At 70.4% G+C, this 21,772-nt stretch carries 20 protein-coding genes; 7 read left to right on the forward strand and 13 right to left on the reverse strand.

Annotated elements, in window-relative coordinates:
• Nucleotides 1-40 precede the first annotated feature (40 nt).
• The 3 genes from PBV52_RS26975 to PBV52_RS26985 all read right to left on the reverse strand — a co-directional run bounded on the left by PBV52_RS26975 (nucleotide 41) and on the right by PBV52_RS26985 (nucleotide 2,906).
• Complete coding sequence (locus tag PBV52_RS26975; RefSeq protein WP_274241637.1) at nucleotides 41-1,438, reverse strand: ArsA family ATPase; 1,398 nt, start codon at nucleotides 1,436-1,438, stop codon at nucleotides 41-43.
• 109 nt (nucleotides 1,439-1,547) lie between these two features.
• Nucleotides 1,548-2,525, reverse strand: coding sequence for an ArsA-related P-loop ATPase (locus PBV52_RS26980; RefSeq protein ID WP_274241639.1), 978 nt, complete (start codon nucleotides 2,523-2,525; stop codon nucleotides 1,548-1,550).
• Between the two features lie 153 nt (nucleotides 2,526-2,678).
• Nucleotides 2,679-2,906, reverse strand: a complete 228-nt coding sequence (locus tag PBV52_RS26985; RefSeq protein WP_274241641.1) for a hypothetical protein — start codon at nucleotides 2,904-2,906, stop codon at nucleotides 2,679-2,681.
• A gap of 74 nt (nucleotides 2,907-2,980) precedes the next feature.
• Here PBV52_RS26985 and PBV52_RS26990 point away from each other — a divergent pair, with 74 nt between their 5' ends.
• The 3 genes from PBV52_RS26990 (at nucleotide 2,981) to PBV52_RS27000 (ending at nucleotide 4,517) form a co-directional block, all read left to right on the forward strand.
• Nucleotides 2,981-3,142, forward strand: coding sequence for a DUF4177 domain-containing protein (locus PBV52_RS26990; protein WP_010986011.1), 162 nt, complete (start codon nucleotides 2,981-2,983; stop codon nucleotides 3,140-3,142).
• Nucleotides 3,139-3,606: a RidA family protein gene (locus tag PBV52_RS26995; RefSeq protein WP_274241643.1), complete on the forward strand. Its 468-nt coding sequence runs from the start codon at nucleotides 3,139-3,141 to the stop codon at nucleotides 3,604-3,606. Before PBV52_RS26990 ends, PBV52_RS26995 begins: the two co-directional genes overlap by 4 nt.
• An 83-nt stretch (nucleotides 3,607-3,689) precedes the next feature.
• Nucleotides 3,690-4,517, forward strand: coding sequence for a nucleotidyltransferase domain-containing protein (locus tag PBV52_RS27000; protein WP_274241644.1), 828 nt, complete (start codon nucleotides 3,690-3,692; stop codon nucleotides 4,515-4,517).
• A gap of 7 nt (nucleotides 4,518-4,524) precedes the next feature.
• Here the strand turns inward: PBV52_RS27000 and PBV52_RS27005 are convergent, their stop codons facing one another.
• The 3 genes from PBV52_RS27005 to PBV52_RS27015 form a co-directional block, all read right to left on the reverse strand.
• Complete coding sequence (locus PBV52_RS27005) at nucleotides 4,525-5,355, reverse strand: MBL fold metallo-hydrolase (RefSeq protein ID WP_274241645.1); 831 nt, start codon at nucleotides 5,353-5,355, stop codon at nucleotides 4,525-4,527.
• Nucleotides 5,356-5,503: 148 nt separating this feature from the next.
• Nucleotides 5,504-6,370, reverse strand: a complete 867-nt coding sequence (locus PBV52_RS27010) for an NUDIX domain-containing protein (protein ID WP_274241647.1) — start codon at nucleotides 6,368-6,370, stop codon at nucleotides 5,504-5,506.
• 130 nt (nucleotides 6,371-6,500) lie between these two features.
• Complete coding sequence (locus PBV52_RS27015; protein WP_015658871.1) at nucleotides 6,501-7,175, reverse strand: Crp/Fnr family transcriptional regulator; 675 nt, start codon at nucleotides 7,173-7,175, stop codon at nucleotides 6,501-6,503.
• A gap of 366 nt (nucleotides 7,176-7,541) precedes the next feature.
• Here PBV52_RS27015 and nth point away from each other — a divergent pair, with 366 nt between their 5' ends.
• From nth to PBV52_RS27030, 3 genes are all read left to right on the forward strand, one after another.
• The gene (gene nth, locus PBV52_RS27020; RefSeq protein ID WP_274241650.1) at nucleotides 7,542-8,525 is read left to right on the forward strand and encodes an endonuclease III; all 984 of its coding nucleotides are present in this window, start codon (nucleotides 7,542-7,544) and stop codon (nucleotides 8,523-8,525) included.
• A gap of 151 nt (nucleotides 8,526-8,676) precedes the next feature.
• Nucleotides 8,677-9,372, forward strand: coding sequence for a CoA pyrophosphatase (locus PBV52_RS27025; protein ID WP_274241651.1), 696 nt, complete (start codon nucleotides 8,677-8,679; stop codon nucleotides 9,370-9,372).
• Nucleotides 9,373-9,471: 99 nt separating this feature from the next.
• The gene (locus tag PBV52_RS27030; protein WP_274241653.1) at nucleotides 9,472-10,671 is read left to right on the forward strand and encodes a MarP family serine protease; all 1,200 of its coding nucleotides are present in this window, start codon (nucleotides 9,472-9,474) and stop codon (nucleotides 10,669-10,671) included.
• A 13-nt stretch (nucleotides 10,672-10,684) separates the two neighbouring features.
• Here the strand turns inward: PBV52_RS27030 and PBV52_RS27035 are convergent, their stop codons facing one another.
• The 6 genes from PBV52_RS27035 to PBV52_RS27060 all read right to left on the reverse strand — a co-directional run bounded on the left by PBV52_RS27035 (nucleotide 10,685) and on the right by PBV52_RS27060 (nucleotide 19,099).
• Complete coding sequence (locus PBV52_RS27035; protein WP_274241654.1) at nucleotides 10,685-10,867, reverse strand: hypothetical protein; 183 nt, start codon at nucleotides 10,865-10,867, stop codon at nucleotides 10,685-10,687.
• A 127-nt stretch (nucleotides 10,868-10,994) separates the two neighbouring features.
• Nucleotides 10,995-11,933, reverse strand: coding sequence for an alpha/beta fold hydrolase (locus PBV52_RS27040; protein WP_274241655.1), 939 nt, complete (start codon nucleotides 11,931-11,933; stop codon nucleotides 10,995-10,997).
• Entirely contained in the window at nucleotides 11,930-12,433 is a 504-nt protein-coding gene (locus PBV52_RS27045; RefSeq protein ID WP_274241656.1) for a phage holin family protein, read from the reverse strand. Before PBV52_RS27045 ends, PBV52_RS27040 begins: the two co-directional genes overlap by 4 nt.
• Nucleotides 12,434-12,510: 77 nt before the next feature.
• A complete protein-coding gene (gene nhaA / locus PBV52_RS27050) occupies nucleotides 12,511-13,950 on the reverse strand; it encodes a Na+/H+ antiporter NhaA (RefSeq protein WP_274241658.1) in 1,440 nt (479 codons plus the stop codon).
• 281 nt (nucleotides 13,951-14,231) lie between these two features.
• Complete coding sequence (acs, locus tag PBV52_RS27055; RefSeq protein WP_274241659.1) at nucleotides 14,232-16,232, reverse strand: acetate--CoA ligase; 2,001 nt, start codon at nucleotides 16,230-16,232, stop codon at nucleotides 14,232-14,234.
• Between the two features lie 284 nt (nucleotides 16,233-16,516).
• On the reverse strand, nucleotides 16,517-19,099 hold the full coding sequence (locus tag PBV52_RS27060) for a bifunctional SulP family inorganic anion transporter/carbonic anhydrase (protein ID WP_274241660.1): 2,583 nt from the start codon (nucleotides 19,097-19,099) through the stop codon (nucleotides 16,517-16,519).
• 370 nt (nucleotides 19,100-19,469) lie between these two features.
• Here PBV52_RS27060 and PBV52_RS27065 point away from each other — a divergent pair, with 370 nt between their 5' ends.
• Nucleotides 19,470-20,744 carry a hypothetical protein gene (locus PBV52_RS27065; protein ID WP_274249599.1) on the forward strand — a complete coding sequence of 425 codons (1,275 nt, stop codon included), beginning with the start codon at nucleotides 19,470-19,472 and terminating at the stop codon, nucleotides 20,742-20,744.
• On the opposite strand, the gene PBV52_RS27070 is transcribed toward PBV52_RS27065, so the two are convergent.
• The gene (locus PBV52_RS27070) at nucleotides 20,734-21,768 is read right to left on the reverse strand and encodes an ATP-binding protein (RefSeq protein WP_274241661.1); all 1,035 of its coding nucleotides are present in this window, start codon (nucleotides 21,766-21,768) and stop codon (nucleotides 20,734-20,736) included. The genes PBV52_RS27065 and PBV52_RS27070 overlap by 11 nt on opposite strands.
• Between the last annotated feature and the right edge of the window lie 4 nt (nucleotides 21,769-21,772).

The raw sequence follows: 21,772 nt of genomic DNA on the forward strand, positions 1-21,772 counted from the left end.
CGGACAGGGTCTGCCCTCGGGCGGGCCCGAGAGGACTCCCTCAGGCGCCGACCGCGGGATCAGGCAGCTCCGGCCGATTGGCCGCGAGCCGGTTTCCGATGTCCCGCAGGCCCATGAGGTCATGCACATCGCCGGGCAGCGCGGCCACTTCGGCCACCGCCACCTCGGGGTGGAGCGCGGTGAAGCGGTCACGCGTGCGCTGCTCGCGGGAGAGCAACTGCATCCGCTCGGCGTGCAGCCTCAACAGGCCTGCCGTGAGCTGGTCCACGGACCGCTCCAGATGCGGGGTGTCGGGCTGTGGCTCGTCCGTGGCTGCGGTTCGCTCCGTGTCCGTGACGGCGGGGGAGCCTTCGTCAGGAGCCGGTGCCTCGGAAGCGGCCGATTCTGAACTGTCGTACGTGTCGGGGGAGTTACGAAGTCCAGCTTTCCCGCCGTCCTGATCCACAATGCGGGGCTCTTCAAGATTTTCCGCGGCGGCGAGCGCCCGCTCGGCGGACAGCCGGTCGGCGCCGCTGCCGTGGACCCGGTTGAGCACCAGACCGGCGAGCGGCATGTCCTCGGCGGCCAGCCGCTCCACGAAGTACGCGGCCTCGCGCAGCGCGTCCCGCTCCGGCGCCGCCACCACCAGGAACGCCGTGCCGGGCGCCTGCAGCAGCTTGTACGTCGCGTCCGCGCGCGTACGGAAACCGCCGAACATCGAGTCCATGGCCGCCACGAAGGTCTGTACGTCCTTCAGCAACTGCCCGCCGAGCAGCTTGCCGAGCGCTCCCGTCATCATCGACATGCCGACGTTCAGGAACTTCATCCCCGCGCGCCCGCCGACCTTCGCCGGGGCCAGCAGTACGCGGATCAGCTTGCCGTCCAGGAACGACCCGAGCCGCTTGGGCGCGTCCAGGAAGTCCAGCGCCGAGCGGGACGGGGGCGTGTCGACGACGATGAGGTCCCACTCGTCCCTGGCCCGCAGCTGCCCCAGCTTCTCCATCGCCATGTACTCCTGCGTGCCCGCGAAGCCCGCCGAGAGCGACTGGTAGAAGGGGTTGCCCAGGATCGCGGCCGCCCGCTCGGGGTCCGCGTGCGCCTCGACGATCTCGTCGAAGGTGCGCTTCATGTCGAGCATCATCGCGTGCAGCTCGCCGACGCCCTCGACGCCCTTCACCCGGCGCGGGGTGTTGTCCAGCGAGTCGATGCCCATGGACTGGGCGAGCCGGCGGGCCGGGTCGATGGTCAGCACGACCACTTTCCGCCCCCGCTCGGCGGCCCGCAGCCCCAGCGCCGCCGCGGTCGTGGTCTTGCCGACGCCGCCCGAGCCGCAGCACACCACGATGCGGGTGCCCGGGTCGTCGAGCAGCGGGTCGAGGTCGAGCACGCGCGCGGGGGAGAGGTGAGGGGGATGCTGACGTGCGGCGTCGTGCGCGTGGGCGGCTTCCGGACGGCTCATGACATCCCCTGCTTCCGACGCTGACGCTCTTGACGTACGGCGCGCCGGTCCCGCCGTACGACGGGCCGCTCCCGGCGTGCCGCGCACTGCCCCTGCCTTGAGAACGGACTCATGACTGGCCCTGTTCCCGCAGTTCGCCCGCGAGTTCGTACAGGCCCGCCAGATCCATGCCCTCGGACAGCAGGGGCAGTTCGTGCACCGGCAGCCCCAACTCCTGAAGGACCGCCCGCTGCTCGTACTCCAGCGCGTGCCGCTCGGCGTACTCGTCGGCCTGCGCCCGCAGCGGGTCCACCAGCCGCGCGGCGTTCCCGCCGCGCCGCGCCCCGCCGAGCCCGGCCGAGGACAGCGACTTGGCCACGGCGGCGCGCGGCACACTGCGGACGAGTTCCAGGTCGGTCGCGTCCAACACCTCGGGCCGCACCATGTTCACGATGATCCGCCCCACCGGCAGCCGCGCCCCGCGCAGCTCGGCGATCCCGTCCGCGGTCTCCTGGACGGGCATCTCCTCCAGCAGCGTCACCAGGTGCACGGCCGTCTCCGCCGACTTCAGCACCCGCATCACGGCCTGCGCCTGATTGTGTATCGGCCCGATCCTGGCGAGCCCCGCCACCTCGTCGTTGACGTTCAGGAAGCGCGTGATGCGCCCGGTGGGCGGCGCGTCCATCACGACGTAGTCGTAGACGAACCGCCCGCTCTTCTCCTTGCGCCGCACGGCCTCACACGCCTTGCCGGTCAGAAGGACGTCCCTCAGCCCCGGCGCGATGGTGGTGGCGAAGTCGATGGCGCCGAGCTTCTTCAGTGCCCGGCCGGCGCCGCCCATCTTGTAGAACATCTGGAGGTAGTCCAGAAGGGCCAGTTCGGGGTCGATGGCGAGGGCGTACACCTCCCCGCCCCCTGGAGCGACGGCGATCTTCCGCTCCTCATAGGGCAGCGCCTCTGTCTCGAAGAGCTGCGCGATGCCCTGCCTGCCCTCGACCTCGACGAGAAGCGTCCGCTTCCCCTCGGTGGCGAGAGCGAGCGCGAGCGCGGCGGCGACCGTGGTCTTTCCGGTCCCGCCCTTGCCGCTGACGACCTGGAGCCTGCTCACGCCTTCGAGCCTAATTCCTTCTTGGGCACACCGGTGGCTCCGGGTGGGATCACCGGGGTGTTCGAGTGGTGAGGCCCGTGACGCGTGGTGGCGGTCTTGTGGGCGCCGGGAAAACTCAAGTCGGCCGCCGCGTAGTCGCAGAAGCCCGAGCCCTCATTCCGGGACAACCAGGCCGAACTCGCGCAGCCGTGGCAAGCAGACGTCCAGGCATGCCTGGACGGAGACAGCGTCCGTGCGCACGAGCAGGTCCTCGTGGAACGGGGCTCCGCTCGCGACGAACGTCCATGGCTTCCTGCCCTCGCGCATGCGTTCGGCATCAGCCTTGAACAGGACCGTGACCCCCTGCTCGGCCAACGACTCCATGACCCGCACCACGTCCACCGAAGCTCCTTGCGCCCGCAATCGAACAGCCGGCAAAGCTAGGCGCCCGGCCGGCAGCGGATAAAGTCGGCCACATGACCAAGTGGGAATACGCAACCGTGCCGCTGCTCGTCCACGCCACGAAGCAGATTTTGGACACCTGGGGCGAGGACGGCTGGGAGCTCGTCCAGGTCGTGCCCGGGCCGAACAACCCCGAGCAGCTCGTGGCCTACCTGAAGCGGGAGAGGCAGGCATGAGCGCCGTCGAGGCGAAGCTTGCCGAGCTGGGCCTGACGCTCCCGGAGGTCGTGCCTCCGCTGGCCGCGTACCAGCCGGCCGTGCAGTCGGGCGTGTACGTCTACACCGCCGGCCAGCTCCCCATGGTGCAGGGCAAGCTTCCGGTCACCGGCAAGGTGGGCGCGGAGGTGACGCCGGAGGAGGCCAAGGAACTGGCGCGTACGTGCGCGCTGAACGCACTGGCCGCCGTCAAGTCCGTCGCGGGCGACCTGGACCGCATCGCGCGCGTGGTGAAGGTGGTGGGCTTCGTGGCCTCGGCCTCGGACTTCACCGGCCAACCGGGCGTCATCAACGGCGCGAGCGAACTCCTGGCCGAGGTCCTCGGCGACAAGGGCGTCCACGCGCGCAGCGCGGTGGGCGTGGCCGTGCTTCCGCTGGACGCGCCGGTGGAGGTCGAGGTCCAGGTGGAGCTGACGGAGGCGTAGGCCTTTGGTGGTGGGGGCGGCGGCCTGTCCCAGCCGTAAAAAATGAGCCGCCCCCGTGCCTCCCGGCAGGGCACAGTGGCCCCATGGCCGAAATCGCTCTCCGCAGAGGGCTCGACGCTCAGGGGTACATCGCGCGCGAAGGCTCCCTCGCGCGCGTTCCCCACGACTTCCGGCCGGTCGTCGCCGCCGCGCGCGACGGCCTGCTGGATGTGTTCGGGGCGCGGATGCACAGCGCCTACCTCTACGGCTCGATTCCGCGCGGCACCGCGCGCGTGGGGCGCAGCGACCTGGATCTGCTGGTCGCCCTGCGCGCGGAGCCGACCGAGGCGGACCGGGCGGACGCGCGCGTGCTCGACGAGGCGCTGGACAAGGAGTTCGCGCAGATCGACGGGGCCGGGACGCTGCTGGACAGTCGCAGGAGGCTGCTGAGCGACCTGGAGACGTACGACCTCGGGTGGTTCGTCGCCTGCCTCTGTACGCCTCTGCTGGGGGAGGACCTCGCCGAATATCTGCCGCGCTACCGCCCCGACACGCTGCTCGCGCGCGAGACCAACGGCGATCTTGGCCTCCTGCTGCCTCGGTGGCGCGAGCGGATCGCCGACGCCGACGACAGCGAGGACGCACGAAGGCCGCTCGTGCGGTTCATGTCGCGGCGTCTGGTGCGGACAGGGTTCACCCTCGTCATGCCCCGCTGGGGCGGGTGGACCAGCGATCTGCGGGAGATGGCGGGGGCCTTCGCGTCGTACTACCCGGCACAGGCCGAGCAGATGCGGGTGGCGGCCGGGCTCGGGTACGAGCCGACGGGCGACGCGGGCATCCTCCGGTCGTACGTCGAGGACCTCGGGCCGTGGCTCGTGGACGAGTACGCGCGCGTGCACGGGGTCAAAGCGCCGCGGCCCCGGGAGGCGTAGTCACGGGCTAGATGAGGCCGTGCTCCTCCAGGTAGTCCAGCTGCGCCCGCACCGACAGTTCCGCCGCCGGCCACAAGGAGCGGTCCACGTCCGCGTACACGTGGGCGACGACCTCGGCCGGCGTGCCGTAGCCGTCCTCGACGGCCGTCTCGACCTGGGCGAGGCGGTGGGCACGGTGGGCGAGGTAGAACTCGACGGCGCCCTGGGCGTCCTCCAGGACCGGGCCGTGGCCGGGGAGGACGGTGTGCACGCCGTCGTCGACCGTGAGCGACCTGAGCCGCCGCAGCGAGTCCAGGTAGTCGCCCAGGCGGCCGTCGGGGTGCGCCACGACCGTCGTGCCGCGGCCCAGGATCGTGTCGCCGGTCAGGACGGCGCGGTCGGCCGGGAGGTGGAAGGAGAGGGAGTCGGCGGTGTGGCCGGGGGTCGGTACGACCCGCAGCTCCAGGCCGCCGACGGTCACCACGTCCCCGGCAGCCAGCCCCTCGTCGCCCAGCCGTAGCGCCGGGTCGAGGGCACGCACGCGCGTGCCGGTCAGCTCGGCGAAGCGGACGGCGCCCTCGGCGTGGTCCGGGTGGCCGTGTGTGAGCAGGGTCAGGGCGACGCGCTTGCCGGACTTCTCGGCCGTGTCGATGACGTTGCGCAGGTGTCCCTCGTCCAGCGGGCCCGGGTCGACGACGACGGCGAGGTCGGAGTCCGGCTCGGCCAGGAGCCAGGTGTTGGTGCCGTCCAGGGTCATCGCGGAGGGGTTGGGCGCGAGGACGTTGACGGCGCGGGGGGTGGCGGGGCCGGAGAGGACCCCGCCTCGCGGCTGGCCGGGGAGGGCTGCTGCGTCCGTCATACGAAGGGGCCTTCCGGGGCTGAGGGCGTTGCGGGGACTGCGGGGACTGCGGGGACTGCGGGGACTGCGGGGACTGCGGGGACTGCGGGGACTGCGGGGACTGCGGGGACGGCGGGGACGGCGGGGACGGCGGGGACGGCGGGGAGGGTCATGCGGGGGCTCCGCCGGACGGGATGTGCTTGGTGAACTCGTCGTGTCCCGGCCAGGAGAGCACGATCGCGCCGTCATCGAGGCGGGCCTGGGCCAGTACGGCGGTCAGGTCCCGGTCGGGGGCGGCGGCGAGGGCGTGGGCGGCGCTGTCGTAGGAGGTCAGCTGGCGCAGGGTCGCGATGGTGGGCGGCATCATCAGCAGCTCGCCCTTGTCGTACGAGGCGGCGGCGTCGGCGGGCCGGATCCACACCGTACGGTCGGCCTCGGTGGAGGCGTTGCGGGTGCGCTGACCCTCCGGGAGGGCGGCGACGAAGAACCACGTGTCGTAGCGGCGGGGCTCGAACTCCGGGGTGATCCAGCGGGTCCAGGCGCCCAGGAGGTCCGAGCGGAGGGCCAGCCCCCGACGGTCCAGGAACTCGGCGAACGACAGGTCCCGGGCGACCAAGCCGGCGCGGTCGGCCTCCCAGTCCTCGCCGGTGGTGTCGCCGACGACGGAATCGTCGGTGGGCCCGGCGAGCAGGACACCCGCCTCCTCGTACGTCTCCCGTACGGCCGCACAGACGATCGCCTGCGCCGCCGCCTCATCGACGCCGAGCCTCTGCGCCCACCACGCGCGCGTGGGGCCCGCCCAGCGGATCCGATGCTCGTCGCGGGGATCGACGCCGCCGCCCGGGTAGGCGTAGGCCCCGCCGGCGAAGGCCATGGAGGCGCGGCGGCGCAGCATGTGCACGGCCGGGCCGGAGCCGGTGTCCCTGAGCAGCATGACCGTCGCCGCCCGCTTCGGAACGACGGGGGTGAGGCTTCCTTCCGCGAGCGCACGGATGCGGTCCGGCCACTCCGGTGGGTACCACTGCCCGTTTGCCATGGGCGGAGGCTATCTCTTGGTGCGTGGATGTTCGAGGGGTGGCCGAACGCAGCGGGGTCCCGCCTCGCAGTGAGACGGGACCCCGGCGTCGTATGACTGGACGCTGACCGGACGCGTGGCTGGAAAGCGCCTAGCGCGACCGCTTGGCCAGCCGCTCCACGTCGAGCAGGATCACCGCACGCGCCTCCAGGCGGAGCCACCCACGCTGCGCGAAGTCGGCCAGCGCCTTGTTGACCGTCTCGCGGGAGGCGCCGACCAGCTGGGCCAGCTCCTCCTGGGTGAGGTCGTGGACGACGTGGATGCCCTCTTCGGACTGCACGCCGAAGCGGCGGGAGAGGTCGAGGAGCGCGCGGGCCACACGACCGGGGACGTCCGAGAAGACGAGGTCGGACATCGCGTCGTTGGTGCGGCGCAGACGGCGCGCGACGGCGCGCAGCAGCGCGGTGGCCACCTCGGGGCGGGCGTTCAGCCAGGGCTGGAGGTCGCCGTGGCCGAGGCCCAGCAGCTTGACCTCGGTCAGCGCGGTGGCGGTCGCCGTGCGCGGGCCCGGGTCGAAGAGGGACAGCTCGCCGATGAGCTCGCCGGGGCCGACGACGGCCAGCATGTTCTCGCGGCCGTCGGGTGAGGTGCGGTGGAGCTTCACCTTGCCCTCGGTGACGACGTAGAGCCGGTCACCGGGGTCGCCCTCGTGGAACAGGGAGTCACCGCGTGCGAGGGTCACCTCACTCATGGAGGCGCGGAGCTCCGCGGACTGCTCGTCATCGAGCGCCGCGAAGAGCGGGTTGCGCCGCAGAACGTCGTCCACGAGTTCTCTCCTTGTCGACCTGCTCAGGGGATGGCTCCCCCGCGTACCAGGGGACCGTGTTCCCCATTTTGCCGGACGGTCCAAACAGTGTGATCTGTCACAAGGATGCCGCACAGGTGTCCCGAGGTAAGCGGCAGGGGTCCAATTGGGGGCCGATCTTCAGGGTCCGGGGCGGATGTCAGTGTCGGGCTTTAGGCTGGCCGGGTGTCCAAATCGCCGGTGAGAGCACAGGCCAAGGGGGCTGGGCGGGTGGTTGTACGTCGCGATTCCGCTGTGGGCGAACAGGTCCCCGGTGGCGGAGGGAAAACGGCAAAAGCGGCGAAAGGGGCGCCGGGTGAGGCGTCGGCGAGTGGCGAGAAAGCGGCGGTGAAGAAGTCGGTGGCCGCGAAGAAGACGACGCCTGTGAAGAAGACGGCGGCCGGGAAGAAGGCCTCGCCTGCGAAGAAGTCGGCGGTTGCGCAAAAGGTGTCCACAAAGAAGGCGATCACCAAGAAACCTGCCATCGCCCCGATAAAGGCCACCGCCGCAGTAAAGGGCGCTTCCCCCGTCAAAACCGTCACTCCGAAGCCCCCCACGGCCGAGTCCCGCACCGCCCTCGTGCGCCGAGCCCGCCGTATCAACCGCGAGCTTGCCGAGGTCTTCCCGTACGCCCACCCCGAGCTGGACTTCGACAACCCCTTCCAGCTCCTGGTCGCCACCGTCCTGTCCGCCCAGACCACCGACCTGCGCGTCAACCAGACGACTCCCGCGCTGTTCGGCAAGTACCCCACTCCCGAGGACCTGGCCGCCGCCAACCCCGAGGAGGTCGAGGAGATCCTCCGTCCGTGCGGTTTCTTCCGGGCCAAGACCAAGTCGGTCATGGGCCTGTCGAAGTCGCTGGTGGAGAACCACGGCGGTGAGGTCCCGGGCCGCCTCGAGGACCTGGTCAAGCTGCCCGGCGTCGGCCGCAAGACGGCCTTCGTCGTCCTCGGCAACGCCTTCGGCCACCCCGGCATCACCGTGGACACGCACTTCCAGCGGCTGGTGCGGCGCTGGCAGTGGACCGAGCAGACCGACCCCGACAAGATCGAGGCCGAGATCGGCGCGCTGTTCCCCAAGAGCGACTGGACGGATCTCTCGCACCACGTGATCTGGCACGGCCGCCGTATCTGCCACGCCCGCAAGCCCGCGTGCGGCGCCTGCCCCATCGCGCCGCTCTGCCCGGCGTACGGCGAGGGCGAGACGGACCCGGAGAAGGCGAAGAAGCTCCTCAAGTACGAGAAGGGCGGCTTCCCCGGCCAACGCCTCAAGCCTCCGCAGTCCTACCTGGACGCGGGCGGCAAGCCGGCCCCGCCCCTGGGGGCCGGATGACGGTGGGAACCGGAGTGGCCGGGGCGCCGCGACGCGGCCGTACGGTCCGGGCGGAACGGTCCGGGTGCTGGTCAGCGTGTGGTCGTACAGCCGGGGCGGAACGATCCAGGTGTCGTCGGGCGTTGGAATCGGCAGGACGACGGGGGTGGCGATGACGCGCGCGAGTGGTACGCAGGACGGGCCGGTGGTGCTGAGCAAGGACGGGCTGCCGGCCTGGCTGGAGCCGGTGGTGCGGGTCGTGGAGACGGTCGAGCCACTGCAGCTGAGCCGCTTCCTGCCGCCGGAGAGCGGCGCGGGGCGCCAGTCCGCCGTACTGATCCTCTTCGGCGAGGGTGAGCGCGGGCCCGAGCTGCTGCTCATGGAGCGGGCCAGCTCACTGCGTTCGCACGCCGGCCAGCCCTCCTTCCCGGGCGGCGCCCTCGACCCCGAGGACGGTGACCCGAAGGCCGACGGGCCGCTGCGGGCCGCTCTGCGCGAGGCCGAGGAGGAGACCGGGCTCGATCCGGGCGGCGTCCAGCTCTTCGGCGTGCTGCCCAAGCTGTACATCCCGGTCAGCGGCTTCGTCGTGACGCCCGTGCTGGGCTGGTGGCGCGAGCCGAGTCCGGTCGACGCCGTCGATCAGAACGAGACGGCGCGCGTCTTCACCGTCCCCGTGGCGGATCTCACGAATCCGGACAACCGCGCCACGACCGTCCACCCCAGCGGCCACCGAGGTCCGGCATTTCTGGTCGAATCGGCCCTGGTCTGGGGCTTCACGGCCGGGATCATCGACCGTCTGCTCCATTTCTCGGGCTGGGAGCGACCTTGGGACCGGGGGAAGCAGGTCCCGCTCGACTGGCGGTCATGACAGGGTGTCTGCCGTGCTGTGTTGGCCGGGGTGCGCCTGACCTGGGTCCCCCCGGCCGTTCTGTGGTGATCGGAAAGTGACGAGGCGAGGCCTGAAGCAGTGAACGTGGTGGACATCCTGTTGCTGGTCGCCGCCTTGTGGTTCGCGATCGTGGGCTATCGCCAGGGCTTCGTCGTCGGCATCCTCTCGGTGATCGGTTTTCTCGGCGGTGGCCTCGTGGCCGTGTACCTCCTTCCGGTCATCTGGGACGCCCTGACCGACAACGCGGAGGTGAGCACGGCCGCCGCCGTGGTCGCGGTCGTCGTCGTCATCATCTGCGCCTCCGTCGGCCAGGCCCTGACCACCCACCTCGGCAACAAGCTGCGCCGTTACATCACTTGGTCCCCGGCCCGCGCCCTGGACGCGACCGGCGGCGCCCTCGTCAACGTCCTCGCCATGCTGCTGGTGGCCTGGCTCATCGGCTCCGCCCTCGGGCAGACCACACTGCCGGGGATGGGCAAGGAGGTCCGCAGCTCCAAGGTGCTGCTGGGCGTTTCCGAGGCCCTGCCCGACGAGGCCGACACCTGGTTCAAGGACTACACCTCGTTCCTGGCGCAGAACGGCTTCCCTCAGGTCTTCAGCCCGTTCGCCAACGAGCCGATCAAGGAGGTCGCGCCGCCCGACCCGGCCCTGGCCAACAGTCCGGTGGCGACCCGCGCCCAGCGCTCCATCGTCAAGGTCATGGGCACGGCGACGAGTTGCGGCAAGGTCCTGGAGGGCACCGGCTTCGTCTTCGCCGACCGCCGCGTCATGACCAACGCCCATGTCGTCGGCGGCGTCGACGAACCCACCGTCCAGATAGGCGGTGAGGGCAAGAGGTACGACGCGACGGTCGTCCTGTACGACTGGGAGCGCGACATCGCCGTGCTCGACGTGCCGAACCTGAAGGCGCCCGCTCTGCAGTTCACGGCGACCGACGCCGAGAGCGGCGACAGCGCGATCATCGCGGGCTTCCCGGAGAACGGCTCGTACGACGTGCGTGCCGCGCGAGTGCGCGGGCGCCTGCCGGCCAACGGCCCGGACATCTATCACCGCGGCACCGTGCACCGTGATGTCTACTCGCTGTACGCGACCGTCCGCCAGGGCAACTCCGGCGGCCCGCTGCTCACGCCCGAGGGCAAGGTGTACGGCGTGGTCTTCGCCAAGTCCCTCGACGACGCCGACACCGGCTACGCGCTCACCGCGGACGAGATCCAGGAGGACATCGTCAAGGGGCGTACCGCCAACCAGCAGGTGGACAGCGACAGCTGCGCGCTCTGACGGTCGGTCGAGGTCAGCCGCGCGGGTGGCGCAGGCGCACCGAGACCCAGCGGGCCCGGCGGCGCAGAATGCGCGGAATGCCCACCCGGGGGTCTTCGCCCTGCATCTGCGGGGCGCTGCCTCGCTGGTGGGAGCTCAGCCCGCCGGCCGAGCGGCGATTGCGTGCTGCGTCACTGTAGTCGTGCGTCCAGCCCATACCCCGACGTCTGCCCCTGCCCCAAGGTCGATAACCGCCCCCAGGGCCCCCAATTGGCCTATGCGCCGGGCAATTGGCTGTTCGTGGGACACGTGTTCAGTTCCGGATACCGGGCGCATCGGCGCGGTCACCGATCGGGTTCGGGGTCTTTCAGCCAGTTGATCAGTTCCGTGGAGAAAGCGACCGGGTCTTCCTCGTGCGGGAAGTGCCCGAGCCCGTCGAACAGCCGCCAGCGGTACGGCGCTTCGACGTACTCGCCCGAGCCGGCCGCGCTGCGCGTGCGCATCACGGGGTCGAGGGAGCCGTGCAAGTGCAGCGTCGGGACGCGCACCGGTCGCTTCATGCGGCGGTTGAACTGGATGCCGTCGGGGCGGGCCAGCGAGCGCACCATCCAGCGGTACGGCTCGATCGAGCAGTGCGCCGTCGACGGGATGCACATCGCGCGGCGGTACGTCTCCACGGCCTCGTCGTCCGGCAGGCGCGGGCCCGACCAGTCGCGGACCAGGCGGCCGACGAGTGCCCCGTCGTCCGCCGTCAGCTGCCGCTCGGGAATCCAGGGCCGCTGAAACCCCCAGATATAGGAACTCGCACCCGTCTGCTTGACGTCCGAGAGCATCGCCGAGCGCCAGCGCCGGGGGTGCGGCATGGACGCGACCGCGAGCCGCCGTACGAGCTTGGGGCGCATCACGGCCGCCGTCCACGCCAGGTATCCGCCCAGGTCGTGGCCGACCAGTGCGGCATCGGGCTCGCCGAGCGAGCGGATCACGCCGGTGATGTCGAGGGCGAGGTTGGCCGGGTCGTAACCGCGCGGCGTACGGTCGCTGCCGCCGACGCCCCTGAGGTCCATCGCGACGGCCCTGAAGCCCGCGTCGGAGAGGGCGACGAGCTGGTGCCGCCAGGTCCACCAGAACTGCGGGAAGCCGTGCAGCAGCAGCACCAGCGGGCCGTCGCCCATCTCCGTGATGTGGAAGCGCGCACCATTGGCGGCCACGTCCCTGTGTGTCCAGGGACCATCCAGTCGTACGACTGAGGCAGGTTGGGCCGAAGGGGTGGCGGGATCCGTCATGACGACGAGCGTGCCACAGCCTCGATGGCCGCGGGCGCCCGGTCCTCCAGCTCCGGCCTCGTCGCCGGGGCCGGACGGGGATGCGGCTTGGCCTTCTGCAGGACGCCCGCCGTCTCCTTCACCGAGGCGGCGACCTTCTGCGGACCCTTGCTCTTCTTGGCCTTCTTCGCGAAGACGACGCCGATCAGCGCGAGGACCCCGGCGACGAGGACGTTCGCCGCGAAGGACAGAACGAAGCAGATCGCGAGGTTCCAGTCGGTCCACGTCCGAATGCCGTACGCCAGGGCGAAGTTCAGCATCGGCAGGGAGAACACCAGCACCGCGCCGGCCAGCGTGAACGCGCCGCCGCTCGTCGCGCCGCGCTTGACGTCCTGCTTGAGCTGCGCTTTCGCCAGTGCGATCTCGTCGTGCACCAGTGCCGACATCTCGGTCGTCGCCGAGGCGAACAGCTGGCCGATGCTGCGTTCGGCGCCGACCGGGCTGCCGTCGGGTGCGCTCATCGCGGTCTCCCTCGTAGTTACGGTTCCGTCTTCTGCCTGACTGCGTACGGTTCCGTCTTTTGTACCGTCCCGTCAGATCATGCCCGACGGTGCTCCTCCTCGCTTGCCCCGCCCGCCACTTCGGCAAGCGCGTGGCGTGCTGCGGTCTGCTCCTCGGCGATACGGCGGTGCTCGGCGGCCTTGCGCTCGTGGATGGCGGCCATCCGCAGGTGGTACTCCGGCGTGTCCTCCTCGTAGATGTCCGGAATGCCGTCCGCGTCCTCGTCGCGCTCCTCGGCCTCGACCATCCTGCGGTACTTGGCGTTCCGTATCTTCAGCAGCACCGTCGCCAGGGTCGCCGCGGCGAGGGAGCCGACGAGTACGGCCGCCTTGATCTCGTCGGTCATCGCGGCGTCGCCCTCGAAGGCGAGCTCGCCGATGAGCAGCGAGACGGTGAAGCCGATGCCGGCGAGGGTCGCGACGGCGAACACGTCCGCCCACTCCAGGTCGTCGCTGAGCGAGGCCCTGGTGAAACGTGCCGTCAGCCACGTACCGCCGAAGATGCCGACCGTCTTGCCGACGAGAAGGCCGAGGACGACACCGAGCGTCTCCGGCTGGGCGAACACATCGCCGAGCGCGCTGCCGGAGATGGCCACACCGGCGCTGAACAGCGCGAACAGCGGCACGGCCAGGCCCGCCGACAGGGGACGTACGAGGTGCTCGATGTGCTCACCGGGGGAGTGCGGCTCGTCCTCGTGCCGAGTGCAGCGCAGCATCAGACCCATCGCCACGCCGGCGATGGTGGCGTGGACGCCGCTGTTGTACATCAGCCCCCAGATGACGAGGGCGAGCGGGACGTACACGTACCACCCCCGTACGCCCTTCCTCAGCAGCAGCCAGAAGACGGCGAGGCCGACGACCGCGCCGCCTAGCGCGGCGAAGTTGATCCGGTCGGTGAAGAAGATCGCGATGATCAGGATCGCGAAGAGGTCGTCGACGACGGCGAGCGTGAGCAGGAAGGCGCGCAGGGCGCTGGGCAGGGAGGTGCCGATGACGGCCAGGACGGCGAGCGCGAAGGCGATGTCGGTGGCGGTCGGGACGGCCCAGCCCGCCGACGAACCACCCCCGGTGACATTGGTCAGCGTGTAGACGAGCGCGGGCACCGCCATCCCGCACAGCGCGGCCACGACCGGCAGTGCGGCCGCCTTGGGGTCCTTGAGATCGCCGGCGACCAGCTCACGCTTGAGCTCGATCCCGGCGACGAAGAAGAAGATCGCGAGGAGCCCGTCGGCGGCCCAGTGCTCGATGGACAGGTTCAGGCCGAGGGCCTCGGGGCCGAGGTGGAAGTGGCCGACGCTCTCGTAGCTGTCGTGCAGTGCGGGTACGTTCGCCCAGACCAGCGCGGCGATCGCGGCGATGAGTAGGAGCACGCCACCGACGGTCTCGGTGCGCAGCGCCTCCGCGACGAAGTTCCGCTCGGGCAGGGACAGCCGTCCGAAGACCTTGCGGGCGGGGGTGGTGGTGCGGGGCGCGGCCACGGGGGAGACCTCCGGTCGGTGGGCAGGACAAAGCACATGCCGACCAGACTTCCCGGCGCACCTCAGGGTGAAGTTGTTTTGATTAGTTTACCTAAGAACGCGCCGGGCTGCATCCGTCGATCTCCACCGTACGTAAGCGAAGGGCACCCGGCGCGCTGGTCGCCGGGTGCCCTCGATGGCCGAATTCAGTCTCGGCCGAATTCAGTCTCGGCCGAATTCAGTCTCGGCCGAATTCAGTCTCGGCCGAATTCAGTCTCGGCCGTACTCAGTCTCGGCCGTAATCAGTCCTCGCTGGGTGCGGCGGGGAGCTTGGCCTGGATGAGGTCCATGACCGTCGAGTCGGTCAGCGTCGTCACGTCACCGAGCTGGCGGTTCTCGGCGACGTCCCGCAGCAGACGGCGCATGATCTTGCCGGAGCGGGTCTTGGGCAGCTCGGCCACCGGCAGGATCCGCTTGGGCTTGGCGATCGGGCCGAGGGTGGCGCCGACGTGGCCTCGCAGCTCGTTGACGAGGCCCTCGTCCTCGGCGTTCGCTGTGCCGCGCAGGATGACGAAGGCGACGATGGCCTGCCCGGTGGTCTCGTCGGCGGCGCCGACCACGGCCGCCTCGGCGACGGACGGGTGGGAGACCAGGGCCGACTCGACCTCCGTGGTGGAGATGTTGTGCCCCGACACGAGCATGACGTCGTCGACGCGGCCCAGCAGCCAGATGTCGCCGTCCTCGTCCTTCTTCGCCCCGTCACCGGCGAAGTACTTGCCCTCGAAGCGTGACCAGTAGGTGTCGAGGAACCGCTGGTCGTCGCCCCAGATGGTGCGCAGCATCGACGGCCACGGCTCGGTCAGGACCAGGTAGCCGCCACCGCCGTTGGGCACCTCGTTCGCCTCGTCGTCGACGACGGTCGCGGCGATGCCGGGCAGCGGCGTCTGCGCGGAACCCGGCTTGGTCGCGGTGACGCCCGGGAGCGGGGAGATCATCATCGCGCCCGTCTCGGTCTGCCACCAGGTGTCCACGATCGGCGTCCGGTCGGCCCCGATGTGCTTGCGATACCAGATCCACGCCTCGGGGTTGATCGGCTCGCCCACGGAACCCAGCACCCGCAGGCTGCTGAGGTCGAACTTCGCGGGGATGTCGTCGCCCCACTTCATGAACGTACGGATCGCGGTCGGCGCCGTGTACAGGATGGTCACCCCGTACTTCTGCACGATCTCCCAGAAGCGGCCCTGGTGCGGCGTGTCCGGCGTGCCCTCGTACATGACCTGCGTCGCGCCGTTCGCCAGCGGCCCGTACACGATGTACGAGTGGCCGGTGACCCAGCCGACGTCGGCGGTGCACCAGTAGACGTCGGTCTCCGGCTTGAGGTCGAAGACCGCGTGGTGGGTGTACGCGGCCTGCGTGAGGTAGCCGCCGGAGGTGTGCAGGATGCCCTTCGGCTTACCCGTCGTCCCGGACGTGTAGAGGATGAACAGCGGCTGCTCGGCGTTGAAGGCCTCGGGGGTGTGCTCTGCGGACTGCCGCTCGACGATCTCGTGCCACCACACGTCACGGCTGTCGTCCCAGGCGACGTCCTGGCCGGTGCGCCGTACGACGAGCACGTGCTCGACGTTGTCCACCTTGCCGATCGCCTCGTCGACGGCCGGCTTGAGCGCGGCCGGCTTGCCGCGCCGGTAGCCGCCGTCGGAGGTGATGACGACCTTGGCGTCCGCGTCCTGGATACGGGTGGCCAGGGCGTCCGCCGAGAAGCCGCCGAAGACGACGGAGTGCGCGGCGCCGATGCGGGCGCAGGCCAGCATCGCGACCGCCGTCTCGGGGATCATCGGCATGTAGACGGCGACCCGGTCGCCCTTCTGAACGCCCAGCTCCAGCAGGGCGTTGGCGGCCTTGGAGACCTCGTCCTTGAGCTCGGCGTAGGTGAGGGCGCGGCTGTCACCGGGCTCGCCCTCGAAGTGGATGGCGACCCGGTCGCCGAGCCCTGCCTCCACATGCCGGTCCACGCAGTTGTACGCGACGTTCAGCTCGCCGTCCTTGAACCACTTGGCGAACGGCGGGTTCGACCAGTCCAGCGTCTCCGTCGGCTCCTTGGCCCAGGTCAGCCGACGGGCCTGCTCGGCCCAGAAGCCGAGCCTGTCAGCCTTGGCCTGCTCATACGCCTCCGCCGTGACATTGGCGTCGGAGGCCAGGTCGGCGGGGGGTGCGAACCTGCGCTCTTCCTTCAGCAGGTTGGCCAGGCTTTCGTTGCTCACGACATCTCCCTTTCCCAGGGTGTCCGTTGTGTCCCAGGCCACAGCTCATCAGACCCGGGGGTCCGATGACAAGGGTCGACGGAAAATTGGTTTAGACCTGTCGGCGGGGGTGGGCCCCGGGGGCGACCCGGAGGCGCTTACGACGCCGGGGTCATCCGTTCCCACGGACGCCGGACGGACGCGGTTCAGGTCTGTAATCCCTTTCACATTCCCTTCCGCACTCCGACCCGGCGCAGGTGAAACGCCGTTCCTCATGTTCAGGGCTGTCGGGCCCCGCACACGAAGCGCGGCCCCGCGCCGAACGGGGCCGCGCGCACCTCTCCGCGTCACGCCGACAGATCCGCCACTCCCACGTCGTCGAACACCTCGTCCTCGTCCCCCTCCCCGAGCAGGTACGCCTGTGCCTCGCCCACGTGGAAGTACATCCCGTGCAGCTCCAGCGCCCCCGCCCGCAGGGCCTGGGCCACGGACTCGTGGGCCCGCAGGTGCTCCAACTGCTGGACCACGTTGGTCAGGCAGAGCTGCTCGACCGCGTCGGCCGGCGCCCGCCCTGCGAGTCTGGCCCAGGGCCGGCTCTCGTCGGACATCCGCTCCAGGCTCGGCAGCCCGTGCCGCAGCCACCGCCGCAGCGGGGTCTGCGGACCACCGGGCTCGGAGTTGAGCAGCGCCTGCATGGCCCCGCACCCGGAGTGCCCGCACACCGTGATGGACCGCACCTGCAGCACGTCCACCGCGTACTCGATCGCCGCCGCCACCGAGTCGTCCCCGCTCTCCTGGCCGGGCAGCGGAACGAGGTTGCCGACGTTGCGCACCACGAACAGGTCGCCCGGACCACTGGAGGTAATCATCGACGTGACCACCCGCGAGTCTGCGCAGGTCAGGAACAGCTGGGAAGGCTGCTGCCCCTCCCGCGCCAGCCGCGCCAGCTCGCTCCGCATCAGCGGCGCGGTGTTGCGCTGGAACGCGCTGATGCCGCGGGCCAGTTGATGCGAGCTCGGTCGGCTCCCCTCGGCTCCGCCGGACCCGTCGGCTCTGCTACCGCCGGGGCGGCCGGACCCGGTGGGCCCGTCGACTCCGCCGGACTCGCCTACCGTGTCCAGCTCGCCCGTGGTGCTGGAGGCGTCGGTGTCGAAGGGCGTGTCGCCGGTCCTGTCGGTCTCGCCGTCGCCGGACGCGGTCGCCCGCGCCTCGCCGGGGCGTCCGTCCTGGGATGTGACGGACTCCGGGATCTCGCACTGGTGGTTGCGCCAGGGCGTCCAGGGGTGGCACCGGCAGTCGGCCGACTCGGCCGTGCTCGTCCCGGCGTCGAGATGGAGGCCGACCGGTCCCGTCGGCTCGCCGATCCGGACCCCGGCCCTGCGGCCGATCAGCTCGACGGAGCCGCCGTGCGCGGTGTGCGTGTTCTGCCAGTCCTGCAGTGACTCGTACGCCGCGTGGTCCATGAACGACCCGTCCAACTCCACGACGACGTCGGCGCCTTGGGGTACGAGATGCAGGGTCCGGCTGAGCCGTGGCACCGCGAGGAACGTCAACTGTCCTCGTACATGTACGTGATGGACTCCTTCCTTCTCGTCATGTGTGATCCGGGTGCGGGTGAGGCGGTGCAGGGCGACGGTGACGGCCATGGCGATCCCCAGCGCCACGCCCTCCAGGACGCCGAAGAGCACCACGCCGAGGGTGGTGACGGCGTACACCAGCACCTCTCGGTGGCGGGTCACCGTGCGGATGTGGTGCAGGGACACCATCTGGATGCCGACGGCCATCACCAGGGCGGCGAGTGAGGCCAGCGGGATGAGCTCCAGAATCGGGACCATCAGCAGTGCGGCGACTACTACGAAAACGCCGTGCAGCATCGTGGAGTTCCGGCTCACGGCACCGGCTTGCACATTCGCCGAACTTCGCACCGCCACACCGGCCACGGGCAGTCCTCCGAGCGTGCCCGAGACGACGTTCGCGGCGCCCTGTCCGAGCAGTTCGCAGTCCAGATTGGAGCGGCTGACGCGAGCGGGCTGGCCGGGGCGGGGGGCGACCAGATCGGGGCGCGAGGCGACCAGCTTGTCCACCGCGACCGCGCCGAGCAGTGACTGCACGCTGCACACCAGCGTGATGGTGAGCACGGCGGCGGCGAGCCCGAGCACCGGGCCCTCGGGGAGCCCGGCCAGGGCGTGGCTGCTCCAGGACGGCAGGTCGACCTTGGGCAGGGTGAGCCCGGTGAGCGAGGCGGTGACGGTGGCGCCGGTGACGGCGACGAGTGCGGCGGGGACCTTGTGCAGGAGGCGTCCGACGCGGCCGGGGATCCGCGGCCAGAGCAGCAGCAGGGCCAGCGTCAGCGCGCTCATCGACACGGCGGCCGGGTGCACGTTCGCCAACTGGGCGGGCAACGCCCGGAGGTTGTCGAGGACCGCGCTCTGCGGGGTGCTGCCCAGGACGATGTGCAGCTGCGCCACGGCGATGGTGACGCCGATGCCGGCGAGCATGCCGTGCACGATGGCGGGGCTGACGGCGAGGGCGCTGCGGGCCACGCGCAGGCAGCCCAGGCCCAGTTGGGCGAGGCCGGCCAGGACGGTGATGGCGCAGGTCGTCCGCCAGCCGTAGCGGTGGATGAGGTCGGCGGTGACGACGGTGAGCCCGGCGGCGGGGCCGCTGACCTGGAGGGGGGAGCCGCCGAGCCATCCGGCGACGATTCCCCCGACGGCGGCGGCGACCAGGCCGGCCTGGAGGGGTGCGCCGGTGGCCAGGGCGATGCCGAGGGACAGGGGGAGCGCGATCAGGAAGACCGCGATCGATGCCGATAGGTCGGCGCCCGCGATGCGGTAGCGGCGTGGCCGGGCCGGGGGCGGGCTGTGGGGCTCGTGGATGCGCGTCTCTCGACGTGGGTCGTCGGCGCGGGTGGGGGTGCAGGCAGACATGATTCCCGTCTCCTCCGGGGCAGCGCGGTCGCGGATCTGGCGGTCCCCCGCTCAGGGGCGAGGGTCGGGTCGCGGCCGTGTGGTCACGGCATGCAGCGGCGGGATGCATCAACAGTAGGTAAACGGATCGTAATGCAGAGTAAAGGACCGGAATAGATTTTCCGAGCAAATGGACTAATAAATCCCTCTGAAGAGTGAAGTGGTTGATTAGTCGGCTTGTCGTACTAATTCCTTCTCGGTCCCGTGCGACCTTGGCGGCGCCGTCGGCACCCGAGAGAAGGAAGAAGGTGGACGGAAGATGGCCGCCACCCGCAGGTTCGCCGCCCCCCGCAGGATTTCCGTGACGCACCGGATCGTCGTGACGCACCGGATCGTTGTGACGCACCGGATCGCCGCGGGTACCGCGATCGCCGCGGTCTGCGCCGTATCGCTCGCCGGTTGCGCGACCGGTACCGACCCGATCCGGCACGGGGCGTCCGGACCGCAGAAGCCGCAGCCGGCGGCGCCCGCGCCGCAGAGCGTGGTCCGCCTGATCGGCGACGGGTCCACCGCGTACACGGGGGTGCAGCCGCACCTGGCCAGACCCGAACGCCTGAAGCCAGGTCAGAAGCCCCCGCAGTTCGTGGTGTTCTCCTGGGACGGCGCCGGCGAGGACGGCCAGAAGCTGTTCTCCCACTTCCGCCAGGTCGCCAAGGCGAACAACGCGACGATGACGTACTTCCTCAGCGGCGTGTACATGCTGCCGGACCACAAGCGCGACCTGTATCGCCCCCCGCAGCACTCCCCGGGCCGCTCGGACATCGGCTTCAACGACGCGGAGGGCATCGCCGACACCGCGAAGCAACTGCGTCTGGCATGGCTCGAGGGCAATGAGATCGGCACCCACTTCAACGGCCACTTCTGCGGCAGCGGCGGCGGAGTCGGCGAATGGTCGGTGGAGGAGTGGAAGGACGAGATCACCCAGGCGAAGAGGTTCGTGAAGTCCTGGAAGACCAATACCGGCCTGACGGAGGCGGCCCCCCTGCCCTTCGACTACGACAAGGAGCTCATCGGCGCCCGCACGCCCTGTCTGGAAGGCCGGAAGAACTTCGTCAGGGCCGCCCGCGAGATGGGCTTCCGTTATGACTCGAGCGGCGTCAACAACCAGCTCTGGCCCGCGAAGAAGGGGGGCTTGTGGGATCTGTCGATGCAGCTCGTGCCGTTCCCCGGGCACTCCTACGAGCAGCTCACCATGGACTACAACTTCATGGTCAACCAGTCGGGCACCACGAGCCAGGGCGACCCCGCCAAGCACGCCTTCTGGGGCGACCAGATGCGGGACGGCCTGCTGATGGGCTTTCGCCGGGCCTACGACGGCAACCGGGCACCCCTGATCATCGGCAACCACTTCGAGTCCTGGAACGGCGGCACCTACATGCGCGCCGTCGAGGACGTCGTCGAGGCCGTCTGCAACAAACCCGACGTGCGCTGCGTCTCCTTCCGTCAGCTCGCCGACTGGCTGGACGCCCAGGACCCGGCGGCCCTGAAGAAGCTGCGCACGCTAGGGGTCGGCGAGGCCCCGAAGCAGGGCTGGACGTCCTTCCTCTCCGGGCGCCCGGCCCCGGCCCCGAAGGGGGTTCCCGGGGCGCCGGCGATCAAGCGGTAGGAGTCAGAGGCGAGTTGCCCTCACGCAGGCCGGTGACGCTCTCGCCGCGCACCTCACCGCGTACCTCACCGAGCACGAACCCGGGGTCGATCTGAGCCGTCAGGTCGGCCCCGGTGCGTTCGTTTCCCCAGGACCGGGCGTTCTTCAGATGGAAGTGCACCATCTGGCGCGTGTAGCGCTCCCAGTCCCGCAGCTCGTACGTCGCGTCCACGGCCGTGCGCAGCCGGCGCAGGGCGAGGTGGCCCGCGTCCTCCAGGAGCTCGAACCGGGGCGGGCGGTCCTTCTCCATGGCGCGCACCCAGTCCGAGTGCCCGACGGTCGCCAGCAGGTCGTCCCCGACCTCGGCGCGGAGGAAGTCGAGGTCGTCCTGTCCCTGCACCTTGTTGCCGACGACCTTCAGGACGACTCCGAAGTCGCGGGCGTACTCCTTGTACTGGCGATAGACGGAGACCCCCTTCCGGGTCGGCTCGGCGACGAGGAACGTGATGTCGAAGCGGGTGAACATGCCGGAGGCGAAGGAGTCCGAGCCCGCCGTCATGTCGACCACGACGTACTCGTCGGGGCCGTCCACCAGGTGGTTCAGGAACAGCTCCACCGCCCCCGTCTTGGAGTGGTAGCAGGCGACTCCCAGATCGGAGTCCGTGAAGGGGCCGGTGACCATCAAACGGACGGCGTCGCCGTCGAGTTCCACCGGCCGGGCGCAGGCGTCGTACACCGGATTGTTCTCGCGCACCCGCAGCAGCCGCGAACCCTCGCCGGGCGGCGTCGTCTTGATCATCGTCTGGGCGGAGGCGATCCGCGGATTGGAGCCGCGCAGGTAGTCCTTGATCAGCGGCAGCCGCTCACCCATCGCGGGCAGTGCGGCGGCCTCCCCCTCGTCGAGGCCGAGCGCGGCTCCCAGATGCTGGTTGATGTCGGCGTCGACGGCGAGGACCGGCGCGCCGGTGGCGGCGAGGTGGCGGACGAACAGGGAGGACAGGGTGGTCTTGCCGCTGCCGCCCTTCCCGACGAAAGCAATTTTCATGTTC

It is taken from the genome of Streptomyces sp. T12, from assembly GCF_028736035.1.
In the GTDB taxonomy this organism is placed as follows: Bacteria; Actinomycetota; Actinomycetes; order Streptomycetales; family Streptomycetaceae; genus Streptomyces.

What these genes read in the sequence shown, in the direction of transcription:
- PBV52_RS27045 (WP_274241656.1), bottom strand. Translation starts at nt 12,433, where the DNA reads ATGAGCGCACCCGACGGCAGCCCGGTCGGCGCCGAACGCAGCATCGGC.
- PBV52_RS27005 (WP_274241645.1), bottom strand. Translation starts at nt 5,355, where the DNA reads ATGACGGACGCAGCAGCCCTCCCCGGCCAGCCGCGAGGCGGGGTCCTC.
- PBV52_RS27070 (WP_274241661.1), bottom strand. Translation starts at nt 21,768, where the DNA reads ATGAAAATTGCTTTCGTCGGGAAGGGCGGCAGCGGCAAGACCACCCTG.
- PBV52_RS27025 (WP_274241651.1), top strand. Translation starts at nt 8,677, where the DNA reads ATGACGCGCGCGAGTGGTACGCAGGACGGGCCGGTGGTGCTGAGCAAG.
- PBV52_RS27000 (WP_274241644.1), top strand. Translation starts at nt 3,690, where the DNA reads ATGGCCGAAATCGCTCTCCGCAGAGGGCTCGACGCTCAGGGGTACATC.
- PBV52_RS26990 (WP_010986011.1), top strand. Translation starts at nt 2,981, where the DNA reads ATGACCAAGTGGGAATACGCAACCGTGCCGCTGCTCGTCCACGCCACG.
- PBV52_RS27010 (WP_274241647.1), bottom strand. Translation starts at nt 6,370, where the DNA reads ATGGCAAACGGGCAGTGGTACCCACCGGAGTGGCCGGACCGCATCCGT.
- PBV52_RS26975 (WP_274241637.1), bottom strand. Translation starts at nt 1,438, where the DNA reads ATGAGCCGTCCGGAAGCCGCCCACGCGCACGACGCCGCACGTCAGCAT.
- PBV52_RS26995 (WP_274241643.1), top strand. Translation starts at nt 3,139, where the DNA reads ATGAGCGCCGTCGAGGCGAAGCTTGCCGAGCTGGGCCTGACGCTCCCG.
- PBV52_RS27060 (WP_274241660.1), bottom strand. Translation starts at nt 19,099, where the DNA reads ATGTCTGCCTGCACCCCCACCCGCGCCGACGACCCACGTCGAGAGACG.
- PBV52_RS27035 (WP_274241654.1), bottom strand. Translation starts at nt 10,867, where the DNA reads ATGGGCTGGACGCACGACTACAGTGACGCAGCACGCAATCGCCGCTCG.
- PBV52_RS27040 (WP_274241655.1), bottom strand. Translation starts at nt 11,933, where the DNA reads ATGACGGATCCCGCCACCCCTTCGGCCCAACCTGCCTCAGTCGTACGA.